The organism is Magnetovibrio blakemorei, assembly GCF_001746755.1.
GTDB classification, from domain to species: domain Bacteria; phylum Pseudomonadota; class Alphaproteobacteria; order Rhodospirillales; family Magnetovibrionaceae; genus Magnetovibrio; species Magnetovibrio blakemorei.
In genome coordinates this window covers 1-11,979 of record NZ_MCGG01000025.1, presented here as the reverse complement: position 1 = coordinate 11,979, position 11,979 = coordinate 1, and the positions used below count along the sequence as shown (strand labels likewise).

The following is an 11,979-nucleotide window of genomic DNA, read 5'->3' as shown; positions in this document are numbered from 1 at the left end:
TCGTTACGCAGCCGGCTCCACACCAACAAAGGTACGACCCTTCTTTTCTGAGAACGCCACGCGGCCTTCAACCAGAGCGAAGATGGTGTGGTCTTTGCCGAGGCCAACGTTCAGGCCGGGCTTGTACTTGGTGCCACGCTGGCGAATGATGATGTTGCCCGGAATGACGGCTTCGCCACCGAACTTTTTCACGCCCAGACGGCGGCCGTCAGAATCGCGGCCGTTACGGGAGCTGCCACCTGCTTTTTTATGTGCCATGAGTGATTACTCCTTTTCGGTCTTGGTCGCTGCCTTCGGCGCGGCTTTTTTAGCCGGAGCCTTCTTTGCGGCAGGTTTGTCTGCGGATGCGTCTTCAGCGGCAGCCTTTGGGGCTGCGGCTTTTTTGGCCGGAGCTTTAGCGGCGCCGGTTGCGCTGATGCCGGTGATTTTGATCAACGTCAAATCTTGACGGTGACCATTTTTGCGGCGCGAGTTTTGACGACGACGCTTTTTGAAAATGATAACTTTTTCGCCACGGGTTTGACGGACCACTTCGGCGGTCACAGCAGCCTTATCGAGCAGCGGCGCGCCCACGGTGGGGGCTTGGCCGTCTTCGCCAATCATCAAGACTTGGTCAAAGTTGACGGTATCGCCGGCTTCGGCAACCAATTTTTCGACGACCAGCGTGTCGTTTTCACTGACACGGTACTGTTTGCCGCCGGTTTTAAACACTGCGAACATGGTTTCGCTCTCTTCTTTTCTGTTCCGCGTCCTACGGCGTCGGGGCTTAAAAACTCAAGCCTTGCGAACTTATAAGGGCCGAACTTATAAAGCCTTGGCCCGCCTCAAACTGCGCATTGCAAAACCCCGGAAATCACTCTCCGGGTTAGGAAGGCGGCAATATACCCCGAAAACCGCGCATGTCAACGCTTTATGCCATCTGTCCGGACTCAATTTGATGCGTCCTGGGCCCGCGATTTCCCCCCCACTCTATAAAGTGTCCAAAAAGCACCGCTTTGACCATTCCCCGGCTTGCACCCCCATCCGCTTTAAGCTAGTCTCCGCCCGCCCAGACCTTCAGGACACTCAAATTGCGGAGAGATGCCGGAGTGGTCGAACGGGGCGGTCTCGAAAACCGTTGTGCGCTTGCGTACCCAGGGTTCGAATCCCTGTCTCTCCGCCATATTTCATGGAAGCCCTGTTTGATCAGTAACTTACTGATTTGCAGGGCTTTCTTCTTCCCGCTGTTCCAGTGATGTGTTACATCAGGAGCATGGAAAAAATGTCAGGACACCCCCGCTTATACCGCCGTGGCGCTACCTATTACCATCGCGCAGCGATCCCAGTCGATATCAAGACTTCATACCCGAAAACCGAGGAAACCTTTTCACTCGGCACCACGGATCACAGAGAAGCGGTTCGCCTTGTTCGCGTGGCTGCGGCCAAGGTTGACGGCAAGTTTGATGCCCACAGGCGAATGCTCGTTTTAAAAGGTCAACCGCCGCTTACTGAATTATCCACCCAACAGATAAAGAGCATTGGAGAAATCTATCACGCCTTCCGATTGGAAGAAGATGATGAGACGCGCCTAGAGGGCTTCCATGATCTTGATAGCCCAACCCCAGAATTGCCCGTTACATCTTTTGAAGATTACGCAGAAATCAACGATTCTCTTGATGACGTGAATAGACATGATTATGCCCGAGGTAAACTTTCTGATTTTTTCCTCAGCGAGGCCGAAGATGTTTTGACCTGGGACAATGTTAACCTTCAGCTTGATCCCAAATCGCCTAGCTGGCGATTACTTTGCCGTGAGTTGCAAGCGGCTAGCATTCGAGCTGCCGATGCGATCCGTTCACGCAATCAAGGTAACTTAGTGGAAACGCCATCCTTTGAGAAGGCATTTCATCATCAATTTTCCGAAACTCTTCGACGCATTTAAAAAGAGTGCTTAGTTCGTGTGTCATTTATTCGTAAATCCTTACAAAAAGCCGTTAGCAAGTTATTGATTGCTTAACGATGCCATGCACTGCGCCTACGGATAGGGTATGCGCGTTCCCGCTTATCTGACGACTTCGCGGCACAGTGTATTTTATTTCCGCTGGCCTATGCCCAAGTCGGCACACCCACGCCACAAAACATCAAACCTTAAGCCATCTCAAGACACGAGAGATTTTAATAAGGCTATACAACTATCAAGGATTCTTATCTACTCAACAGTCCCCAAAAAGCTTCCGCCTTCCGGTGCCAGATTTCTCTCGTGCTCGAGTAGGTGACGCTGGTTTCGGTGAGGGCTTTTTCCAAAGGCTCGACGATCTCAATCGTCATTTCCAGAACGGATCGCAATTCGTCGTAACCCATTCCGTGTAGATTTAGGTGCTTCAGATTGTGGGCAAGATAGTGGTCACGGAGGTTCTTCAATAATTTATCAAGCTTAAAGTTTTTTTGAGATTCCGGCGATTTCGTTGGTCTTGCCGGAATTCGCGGCCTGGATTGCCGCTTTCATGCCCCGGACGCACGGGGTGTTTTCTCTGCCCTTCCAATTCTTCAGAGCCATACCGTAACTCTCTTTTTGGCCCTCGGTCGAAAGGAGCGTGCTCTTGAGCCTGGCATTATTCACGTTCTCAAGGCGCGCGAATATACCGGCCAGGCACATCCTGTCGTTAAATTTCCCGTTAGATTTTTCGGTGTCGTACATTCGGGCCAAGTCCAGAACGAGCCGTGTCAGCAGGGACACCTCGATGAGCGCTATCGGGTCGCGAATATCGCCCCTGATCGAATCCCAGTTTTCTGCGATCGGGCTGTCATCGAGGCCGTACAGAAGGCTGTCGATACGACACGCATCGTCCAAGTCGCCCCGGATGTGTTTGACCGTCTCGAGGATGTGTTCCTTGTCGTCTATGAGCGCCCCCCCTCACGCCACCTCATCCACCAGTTCCACCCGCAACCGCTTGCCCAGCACCGCTGCGGCCTTGTCCAGGGTCAGCAGGGTCACGGATGGATTGTCGGGGTCGAGCAGGCGGTTGAGCGCGGCGCGGCTGGTGTTCATGCGCCGAGCCATCTCGGACTTGCTCAAGTTTTCGTTGGCCATGGTCTGGCTAACCTGCCAAGCGAGTGTGCGTTTGATGGCGACGGTATGGGCCTCGGCCAGGATGCCGTCTTCGTCGAGCAAATCGTCCAAAGTCGAGCCAATGTGAGGATTGCGGGCCTTGGTCATGAGTGTTTCTCCAGTTTGCGTTTGCGCTCCAATGCAAGGTCAAGATCTGCCTGTGGCGTTTTCTGGGTCTTTTTGATGAATCCATGCAGCAAAACCATGCATCCATCGTTGATGCAGAACAAAACCCGAGCGATGCGGTTGCCAAGGTTGGTCCGAACCTCAAACAGCCCGTTCTTCATGGGCTTGCAGGTCGGCATTCCGATCGGCCAGCCGTATTCGACCGTCTTGATATCCGTGCCGATGCGGAACCGATCCTGCTTGTCCAGCGTCTTCAGCCAATCCCGAACCGGCTCGGCGCCGGTATCGGATCGGAAGAACACCGCCTGAATGCGCTTCGTCTGATCGACCATATGGGACTGTACCAAAAATGATCCATATGAGCAAGGGGGCCAAATGGGCCCAAGAAGAGCGCCGAGGAAATGCATTGTAATGAGTTGTTTATAAATGAAAAATCAGAGAAGGTTGAAATCCGGATTTCTTCCCTCCGCCATTTTCAAAAAGCCCTGTAGCGTTTTGCACAGGGATTTTTTTCTTGCGTACCCCTGGCCGCAGACGGACACTCGCTCCTTCCTGACCGGACGCAAATTACGGATGTCCGTTGCAGGCTTTGATCCTTGGAGTCTGGATGATGGAAAAACTGATTTCCCCGTTGTTTTCTCCCGTATTGCTGCCGATTTTACTGTTATCTTTATCAAATGTGTTCATGACATTTGCCTGGTATGGGCATTTGAAATACCCCAACACTTCGCTTTGGCTGGTGGTGCCAATCGCCTGGGGCATCGCTTTTTTTGAATACTGCCTTGCGGTACCCGCCAACCGCATCGGTCACCAAGTGTGGACGGCGGCGGAATTGAAGACCTTTCAAGAAGTCATCACGTTGGTCGTGTTCGCCGCATTTTCGCTGCTGTTTCTCAAAGAAGCGCTGACCATCAATCATGCCGTCGGATTTGCCTTGATCGGACTGGGGGCATTTTTTGTTTTTCGCGCACCGCTCTAGGGTCAGGAAGCTTCACTTCAAAATGGCGATGGGCAGCAGACCGTTGTCTTCGGCGTGTTTTTTCAGGCGTCCATCCGACTTAATGCGTTCGACAAATCCATTGATGTAGGCCAGCCAGTCAGGATCGCCTTTGTTGATCGCATAGGCGTATTCGGTGGTCCAAAATGGTTTGCTGGGTTCCAACAATTTTGCCCAATCGTAAGTAACGAGGATTTTCTTGCCATAGGGAAAATCGGTGAGAAACGCATCGGCACGCCCCGTGCGCACTTCTTGTTCACGTTGTTGAAACTTCACCACGGACAGGATAGAGGCATTTTGGAACGCACTGGCAGCGTCTTCCATAAAGGTGCCTTTTTGCACCACCAAAATGTGCCCCGTCTTGTCCATATCATCCCAAGTTTTCAAGGTGGGATGAGACTTGGTGACGATGGCGTAAATATCACTACGCAGATAAGGTTCACTGTAATCCAAGAACTTAGCGCGTGCTTCGGTGATGCCCACGCCGAACATGGCGATATCGCATTTGTCGGCTTGAATATCTTTGATGAAGGTGGCGAAACTGGTTTTAACGAACGTCAGCTGCACGCTCAAGTCCTTGGCCAATTCTTCGGCAAGGCCAATGTCGATGCCTTCCAGCTTGCCGCTTTTGGGGTTGTTGTAGGAAATGGCGTAATACGCCGGCCAATGGCAAACGCGCAATTCGTTCGAGTCTTTCACGCGATCAAGGTGTCCCGCCGCCAGTGCGGGTGCCGTATTGAGTACCATTGCCAGAAAAACACCGATCAAAACCTTAATATGTTTGGACATGACCGTTTTTCCCTTAAGTTGCGCGCGTTTTATAAGAGCTATAAAGCTGTTCGTGACTTCTCATACAATATCAGTGTAAGCTTATATACTGTGCGATTGCACATCTTTTTTGTAAAGTTAAGGCCCCCCCCGTGCGCTTTGATGCAATCCTGTCACCGAAAAGCAGAACCTCGTGGCTAGCTGGAAAGCATGGCGTGCTATTTTTCACGTTTGTCGTGATCACGGCGTTCGTTGGGGTGTGGAGTCATCAAGTGTGGCAAGGTCAAGAGCGCGCCCTTCAAACCGCGGAGGCAACGGCCGCCAATTTGGCGCGCGCCATCGAAGACGCCAATAACAGATCAATTCAAGCGGTGAATCTGATTCTTTTCAATGTCAGTGCGGGCATGCGCCCCGGCGGCTGGGCCCAAGGCAAAGATGGCAAAGCTTTTTTGCAATCATTGTTGGACGAAGCCCCGCAGATTCGCGAAGTCGCCTATGCCGACGCCAACGGGCGCATTACCGATATTTCCCGACGAACCGAATTGCCCGCGCTCTCCATTGCGGTCGAAGACTATTTTAAACAAGCCCAAGAGGGGAACTTGCCGCCCCTATTCCTCAGCACGCCCCAACCAGGACGATTGCTTGGATCGGTCGCGGATATTCCCGAATCCGCACACCAATGGCATTTGATCGCGGCCAGCGCCGTCACGAACGACGACGGCATATTCCAGGGAATGGCCTTGGCGATCCTCAACCCCGGTTATATTCAAGAACAGATCGGCGCTTTGAATATTGGCCCCGGCGGCATCGTGTCTTTTTATCGATATGATGGGGCCATGTTGGTTCAAAGTGGCTTGGACATGCTGGAAATCGGCACCGAGAATCACGCCGATAGCCCCTTGTTTGCCGACCATCTTGCTCACCAAGAATGGGGCACATTCCGCCAAGCGGGGGCCACGCCCGACGACCATCAACGCATCATCAGTTATCGCGCCACCACCCGCTGGCCCGTCTTGGTGGCTGTAAACCTGGATCAGCACGACGCGTTGGCTGCATGGCGGAAGGATACCCTGAACTTCAGCATGGTCATGGGCGGAGGATTGACGGTTTTGATGATTTTGGCCGTTGTGGTTTATCGCCAACGATCTGCCCAAGACCAAGCTGAAAAACAATTGGCACTCTTGGGTGCCGCATTGAAAACTTCGGCCAATATGGTTCTGATCACCAATGTGGCTGCTCAAATCGTATGGGTGAACGACGCGTTCTGCAAACAGTTCGGCTATGATTTCAATGATGTGATTGGCCAGAATCCCAAGTTGCTAAACTCCGGCATGATGACACCGGATGTTATCCAGAACCTTTGGCAAACCATCCTTGCAGGGCATATCTGGACGGGAGAGTTTATCAACCGACGCAAAGACGGAAGCTTGGTGATCGTTAACCAAACCATCAGCCCAATTATGGACGCGGATGGCCAAATCACCCACTTCGTCGGCATCCACGATGACATCACCCAGCGCAAAGAGGCCGAAATCGAATTGCGCGAGGCAAAGATCGGCGCCGAAGCGGCGAACCACGTCAAAACCCAGTTCCTCGCCAATATGAGCCACGAACTGCGCACGCCCTTGAACGCGGTTTTGGGCTTCATCGACATGATGCGCCTGGAAACGTTTGGGCCTTTGGGCCATGACAAATACCGTGAATACGCCGAAGACATCCACAATTCAGGGTCACACCTGTTGACGCTGATTTCCGATATCTTGGATGTCTCCAAAATCGAAGCAGGTAAGATGAAACTGTCTGAGGACCGCATTCATCTTGATGATTTGGCACAATCGTGTTGCAAGTTGCTACGTCACCGCGCAGCAGGCAGCAACATCTCGCTAACATCACACGTACCGGAGCATTTCCCGGATTTGTTGGCCGACGAAGTGCGCATCAAACAGATTGTGCTCAACTTGCTGACCAACGCCATCAAGTTCACCCCGGCGGGCGGATCGGTGCGTCTGGTTATGGAATTAACGCCCCAAGGCGGCATCATCATTCGGTCGGAAGATAACGGCATCGGCATTGCGGCGAAAGATCTTGCCAGGGTTCTGGAACCTTTTGGCCAAGCCGCAGAAAACATTACCTTGTCGCACGAAGGGGTGGGGCTGGGTCTTTATCTGGTCAAGACACTTGCCGAAATGCACGGCGGACGCATTGATGTGACCAGCGAAGTTGGGGTCGGCACGCATGTTTCCATCATCTTGCCCCCGGGACGCAGCGTAAACTGAATCGAACCATTTGAGGCCGCGCAAAATCTATATTTCTGTGTTATGTGACATCTTCACGAGATGGAGAATGTGCAATGATACGGCTTTTTGCGGGACTTTCTATACCAGACGACCACCGCCGGACATTGGCTACAATTCAAAATGGGGTCAAAGATGCCCGCTGGATCGATCCAGAAAACTTGCACATTACGCTGCGCTTTATTGGCGAAGTGGACGAAGACGTGGCGGCGCAAATCGCGCTTGCGCTGGGCGATGTGACGGCGGAACCCTTTGAGGTGACCTTAAAGGGTGTCGGCACCTTTGGCAGCCCACCACACAGTTTATGGGTGGGAACCGAAGACGCCCCGTCCGGGGCCTTGGCGCACCTCTATGCAAATGTGGAAAGCGCCCTGGTGCGCACCGGTTTGGAGCCGGAAGGTCGAAAATTCACCCCGCATGTGACGCTGACGCGCTTCCGGCGCTCGGTCAATCCGGGGCGCTTGGCCGAACACCTCTCTACACATGCCGGGTTCTGTCTAGAGCCCTTTAGGGTGCAAGGCTTCACCTTGTTTGAAAGCCACCTTGGGCACAAAGGCGCACACTACACGCCCTTTTCCACGTACGATCTTCACAGGAACACTTGAAAATTATTGAAAAAGCGTTCGTTTGCAAGCAACTCGGGTCAGGAACCTTTTGATTGCACAACCTTTTACGTCTAAAATCAATAACATTTCCACTCTAAATGGCGTATGCTCAGGTTCTTGTGAAAGGAGAAGCTAAGGTCGTAATTTTTTCCTCCAATAGCTTAAGACGACTTTCTGATACGCTGTCTGCACCTTCAGGAACGCATAATGAAAACGCAATTTTCACCCATTCGCATAGCCGCTGTGTATGCTTTTTTTGGCGTCATTTGGATCTTATTTTCAGATGCCACATTGCACGCGCTTGCCCAAAACAGCGAACTGGAAAGTTATTTGCAGACGGTTAAAGGGTGGGCCTTTATTTTTATAACAGCCGGGTTGGTTTATGGACTAACCCACCAAATGGCTAAGGCATTAAACAATAAAATAGCTGCTCAAAAACATGCTGAAGAGCAGCTGCAGGCCGCTTTGATTGAGGCCGAACGGGCCAATCAAGCAAAATCTGAATTTTTGGCCAGCATGAGTCACGAACTGCGCACACCGCTTAATGCCGTAATCGGATTCGCGCAATTGATGCAACTTGATCCCAACATTCAGCCTTCATCAACGCAACACCAAAACCTGGAATATATTCTAGAAGGCGGCAATCAGCTGTTGGAGTTGGTCAATAAGATTTTGGATCTCGCAAGAATCGAAGCCGCCCAGCTTGATCTTCACTTAAACAATGTAAACGCCAACGAAATCGTTACTCAATGCGTCCACATGACGGCTTCCCTCAGGGCGTTGCGGAACATCAAGGTCATTGACCACTTCAGTTCCGGAGCACCCGTCTTTCTGTTCACGGACCCCATGTTTTTCAAACAAATTTTGATCAATATTCTTTTCAATGCCGTCGAATACAACAAAGAGAACGGAGCCATCATCATTGAAGGACGTATGTTGGATTATGGCTATCTGCGTTTGTCGATAACCGATACCGGTGACGGTATCGCCGAAATTGATCAACCCGGCGTGTTCGATCTGTTTCGACGTCTCGATACGGACCCGATGATTGCCAAGGACGGAACCGGCGTTGGTTTGACCGTCAGCAAAATGCTGGTGGATCGTTTGGCCGGGCGCATTGGCTTGAAAAGCGAACAAGGTTCCGGGGCGACTTTCTGGGTTGATCTTCCCTTATCCGAAAATGACGACGTTCTGATTTGGACAAACGCCATCCGCGTCGGCGTTGATATCTTAGATAAAGACCACCAAGTTCTCGTAACTTTGTTAAACCGGATCATGCTGAGAACCGCAGACGACGCAGACGTTGATGATGTGATTACCCAACTGCTGGATTACACGCACTACCACTTCAACCGCGAGGAAGCGATTTTAAGAACCGCCAAATTTCCAGGACTGCAGACACATTGCGCCCTTCACAAAAGACTTATCCGGGATCTAAACTTTCATCATCAGGCCTGGCTCCATCAACGCAGTCAGAAAAACCTGATTGAATTGCGGAAATTTATGAAAGGCTGGTTATTCAATCACATTCTCAATGAAGACAAAAAATATGCATCATTTGCAAAAGGAAAAGACTTAGAGTTTTATCAAACCCTTAAAGACCTTGGCTTGGAAAAAGATCACGTGTTTGCAAAAAGTTTTAATAGTGTTTGATCTCGTCTCACGGGATCCTCCATCAAAATGATTGATGAGGAGCACCAACTTTGAAAGCGTTGCGGCCCCATGCCCTATTCCTGTGCACCCTGTTTTCAGGTGTATTGGTTCTGTCGCCCCAGGCTCATGCGGAATTGCCCGCTGATTTGCCGCATGTCAATTGCGATGTCATCGTTGCCCAATCCTTTAAATCTGGCTTGCTGCCAAAAGTGACCGTCGACCCAAACTGGGGGATTGCCCGGATGACGGCGGAGAAAAATTATTGCCGCGAACCCCAAGAAGTCTGGGATGGGCGTTTTCTCCCTTGGCCCGTTGTCGTCGCACCGGATTCTGAGGCGCCAAAATATCTTCTGAAACAAAAAGAAGCCTTAACGTCAAAAGCAGAGCCTGAAAAGCCTAGGCCCGTTGCGCCCACTCCATCCATCACATCCACCCCGCTCGCCCCACCCAAGACAGCTCCTGTCGTGACAGCTCCTGTCGAAACAACAGCGCAACCGAGCACGCCTAAAACCAACCCCTATCTTTCCGGCGACAGACTGCCCAGCATCATTTCGGGTAAAGAAGAAATTCCCGAAACGATAAAGATAGAAGATGGAGGAACCTCCATCCCAAAACTGGCGGACCTTGTTCAATCTAAGATGAACCCGAATCCGCCCCAAGCCGCAAAAAAAACCGAGACTGAACCAAGCCCGAAAGACACCGGTATCGATTATCTCTACCTCGCCCTATGGGGGGCTATAGGCAGTCTCAGCCTGGGTTTCATCGTGGTGCTTTACTTCACACTGCACAAACCAAAAGCCCGTGTGATGGAAGACGAGGACGAGGAAGAGGACGCGTAAACGGTTAAAGTCCGTATACCTTCAGCGAGTACCTTGAAGATAGGGTTTGGCGCGTCGTACCACAGACAGGAGCAAGGCTGTAAGCTGTGAGCCAACAACGGTCGCTTGGGTAACAATACGATCCGCATCTTCTGCCGTGACGTTTGACAGTCTGCGGACCAAAGGCCGCCACAAGACCAAAGCCATGTGCCCAAAGATGAAGATCGGAAGGATGCCTTCTGCCAAGCCCTCATGCAGATCTTTAAAGCCAATGCTGTCGGCCAACAAACCGCTCAGCGCGGCCGCTGCAGTGGTTGTGATCAACGCCACCGCCATCCACGCGAACACCGGACTCCGTCCACCTTCGCGCCGCACGAACAACTTGGGCAGCGACAAACGAAGCGGACTGCTTTTCGGAACCACCAGCGCAGCCGCCAAACGCACAAAAAGAGCAGCGCAAACCACATAGCCCGCGAATTTGTGAAGGAAATACACGTCATCACCGCTCAGGTAGGTGAGCAATATGCTTCCCGTGAGCACACCGTGAAACATCATCAGAAACGTCATCTCAAAACGGTTCGGCTTACGCGATTTAGTCATCATCGTGCTCCCGTCGGTTCCATTGATGGCCGCCACCGGCCGCAGAGCCTGTGAAAAAGCTGGAAAAGGAGGACTTTGCAGGCTTGCCACCATCCAACATGCCGACACTGTTCATCGACACCGCACCCAGGGCGACAACAACGGTAAAAATGGCAGAGTGCATCAGCATACGTGTCAGCATTTCGGGTAACCAATTTCCTTTTTCATCGGAACCCAGTATGCACATCTTCCATGAACGTTCCCTGAACGCAGCCTTTGGGCGCGAAAGAAGTGAGGACAATATAATGTCCATTATCAGAGGAAACGGAGCAATCGCTGCTTTAGGCGACCGTTATAATCTGCACGCAATCATCATCCCCGGTTGGCAAACAAGGTTGCCCTGGGGGCACAAGAAGTAAAGCGCCTGTGCACGCACAAGTACCCCACCGATCAAAGAGAAAACATTAAAGCTTCTCAATCTCATTCACGAACGCAGACCTCATAACACCACGATCATTAAGCGATACCTGCAGTTTCAAACGAAATGGTTCCATAACCATTTATGCCCGCAGCAACAGCATGAGTGACGTCATCGGCAACATCAATTGTAAAGTCTGCGTTTGTGTCCCCATCAAAATCAATATGAATCTGATAATCACCGTCTATATTGACCAAGGCGATGCTGTTGGAGGCGTCAAGCGACGAAGCGACGTTCTCAGTTTGCCAGATATTATTGATGAGCGATCCATATACGGTCAAATTCGTAAAGTCTTGCATCTTGAAATAGATTTTATCACCGATGGTGGCGTCGGTTGTGTCAAGTCCGCCCGTTTCAAGATCCCCTGAGCCCAAATCCCAGGACAGATACATAAAAATGTCCATACCAGCCCCACTGGTGAGGGTGTCGTTACCAGATCCACCAATCAAAATGTCGTTTCCTTCGCCGCCATCGATTGTGTCCGCACCTTCGCGCCCATACAGCACGTTGTCGGCACTGTTACCGGTGATGGTATCGGCGTAGAACGAGCCCGACACATTTTCAAAATTAAGT

The 11,979-nt window shown here is 51.4% G+C and carries 15 protein-coding genes, 1 tRNA gene and 1 pseudogene; 7 read left to right on the top strand and 10 right to left on the bottom strand.

Annotation, left to right across the window (positions count from 1 at the left end):
• Nucleotides 1-3: 3 nt before the first annotated feature.
• Entirely contained in the window at nucleotides 4-258 is a 255-nt protein-coding gene (gene rpmA, locus BEN30_RS08400; protein ID WP_069957898.1) for a 50S ribosomal protein L27, read from the bottom strand.
• Between the two features lie 153 nt (nucleotides 259-411).
• Nucleotides 412-720 (bottom strand): annotated as a pseudogene (rplU, locus tag BEN30_RS08395) (50S ribosomal protein L21); the annotation flags it as partial.
• Nucleotides 721-1,074: 354 nt separating this feature from the next.
• On the opposite strand from rplU, the gene BEN30_RS08390 reads away from it, so the two are divergent.
• Together BEN30_RS08390 and BEN30_RS08385 are read left to right on the top strand one after the other, a co-directional pair.
• Nucleotides 1,075-1,162: transfer RNA gene (locus BEN30_RS08390), tRNA-Ser, on the top strand.
• 90 nt (nucleotides 1,163-1,252) lie between these two features.
• Nucleotides 1,253-1,921 carry a DUF6538 domain-containing protein gene (locus tag BEN30_RS08385; protein ID WP_139134933.1) on the top strand — a complete coding sequence of 223 codons (669 nt, stop codon included), beginning with the start codon at nucleotides 1,253-1,255 and terminating at the stop codon, nucleotides 1,919-1,921.
• Between the two features lie 263 nt (nucleotides 1,922-2,184).
• Here BEN30_RS08385 and BEN30_RS19205 read toward each other — a convergent pair whose 3' ends face one another.
• The 4 genes from BEN30_RS19205 to BEN30_RS08365 all read right to left on the bottom strand — a co-directional run bounded on the left by BEN30_RS19205 (nucleotide 2,185) and on the right by BEN30_RS08365 (nucleotide 3,546).
• Nucleotides 2,185-2,400 (bottom strand): AbiU2 domain-containing protein, encoded by a 216-nt coding sequence (locus tag BEN30_RS19205; RefSeq protein WP_069957895.1) that lies wholly within the window; start codon nucleotides 2,398-2,400, stop codon nucleotides 2,185-2,187.
• Nucleotides 2,401-2,413: 13 nt separating this feature from the next.
• Complete coding sequence (locus BEN30_RS08375) at nucleotides 2,414-2,830, bottom strand: hypothetical protein (protein WP_069957894.1); 417 nt, start codon at nucleotides 2,828-2,830, stop codon at nucleotides 2,414-2,416.
• Between the two features lie 63 nt (nucleotides 2,831-2,893).
• Nucleotides 2,894-3,196 (bottom strand): helix-turn-helix domain-containing protein, encoded by a 303-nt coding sequence (locus BEN30_RS08370; protein WP_069957893.1) that lies wholly within the window; start codon nucleotides 3,194-3,196, stop codon nucleotides 2,894-2,896.
• Nucleotides 3,193-3,546: a type II toxin-antitoxin system RelE/ParE family toxin gene (locus BEN30_RS08365; protein WP_069957892.1), complete on the bottom strand. Its 354-nt coding sequence runs from the start codon at nucleotides 3,544-3,546 to the stop codon at nucleotides 3,193-3,195. The genes BEN30_RS08370 and BEN30_RS08365 overlap by 4 nt, the downstream gene beginning before the upstream one ends.
• Nucleotides 3,547-3,821: 275 nt before the next feature.
• Here BEN30_RS08365 and BEN30_RS08360 point away from each other — a divergent pair, with 275 nt between their 5' ends.
• Nucleotides 3,822-4,193 (top strand): DMT family protein, encoded by a 372-nt coding sequence (locus tag BEN30_RS08360; RefSeq protein WP_245649020.1) that lies wholly within the window; start codon nucleotides 3,822-3,824, stop codon nucleotides 4,191-4,193.
• A 12-nt stretch (nucleotides 4,194-4,205) separates the two neighbouring features.
• Here the strand turns inward: BEN30_RS08360 and BEN30_RS08355 are convergent, their stop codons facing one another.
• Nucleotides 4,206-5,000: a substrate-binding periplasmic protein gene (locus BEN30_RS08355; RefSeq protein ID WP_069957891.1), complete on the bottom strand. Its 795-nt coding sequence runs from the start codon at nucleotides 4,998-5,000 to the stop codon at nucleotides 4,206-4,208.
• A gap of 194 nt (nucleotides 5,001-5,194) precedes the next feature.
• Here BEN30_RS08355 and BEN30_RS08350 point away from each other — a divergent pair, with 194 nt between their 5' ends.
• The 4 genes from BEN30_RS08350 to BEN30_RS08335 all read left to right on the top strand — a co-directional run bounded on the left by BEN30_RS08350 (nucleotide 5,195) and on the right by BEN30_RS08335 (nucleotide 10,370).
• The gene (locus BEN30_RS08350) at nucleotides 5,195-7,255 is read left to right on the top strand and encodes an ATP-binding protein (protein ID WP_139134932.1); all 2,061 of its coding nucleotides are present in this window, start codon (nucleotides 5,195-5,197) and stop codon (nucleotides 7,253-7,255) included.
• Between the two features lie 74 nt (nucleotides 7,256-7,329).
• The gene (gene thpR / locus BEN30_RS08345) at nucleotides 7,330-7,878 is read left to right on the top strand and encodes an RNA 2',3'-cyclic phosphodiesterase (RefSeq protein ID WP_069957889.1); all 549 of its coding nucleotides are present in this window, start codon (nucleotides 7,330-7,332) and stop codon (nucleotides 7,876-7,878) included.
• Between the two features lie 207 nt (nucleotides 7,879-8,085).
• Nucleotides 8,086-9,531 (top strand): bacteriohemerythrin, encoded by a 1,446-nt coding sequence (locus tag BEN30_RS08340; protein ID WP_069957888.1) that lies wholly within the window; start codon nucleotides 8,086-8,088, stop codon nucleotides 9,529-9,531.
• Between the two features lie 50 nt (nucleotides 9,532-9,581).
• Entirely contained in the window at nucleotides 9,582-10,370 is a 789-nt protein-coding gene (locus BEN30_RS08335) for a hypothetical protein (protein WP_139134931.1), read from the top strand.
• 21 nt (nucleotides 10,371-10,391) lie between these two features.
• Here the strand turns inward: BEN30_RS08335 and BEN30_RS08330 are convergent, their stop codons facing one another.
• The 3 genes from BEN30_RS08330 to BEN30_RS08315 all read right to left on the bottom strand — a co-directional run.
• On the bottom strand, nucleotides 10,392-10,952 hold the full coding sequence (locus BEN30_RS08330; protein WP_139134930.1) for a hypothetical protein: 561 nt from the start codon (nucleotides 10,950-10,952) through the stop codon (nucleotides 10,392-10,394).
• A complete protein-coding gene (locus tag BEN30_RS08325) occupies nucleotides 10,942-11,130 on the bottom strand; it encodes a hypothetical protein (RefSeq protein WP_139134929.1) in 189 nt (62 codons plus the stop codon). The genes BEN30_RS08330 and BEN30_RS08325 overlap by 11 nt, the downstream gene beginning before the upstream one ends.
• Before the next feature lie 314 nt (nucleotides 11,131-11,444).
• On the bottom strand, nucleotides 11,445-11,979 hold a 535-nt coding region (locus BEN30_RS08315), incomplete at its 5' end, for a calcium-binding protein (RefSeq protein WP_407655967.1).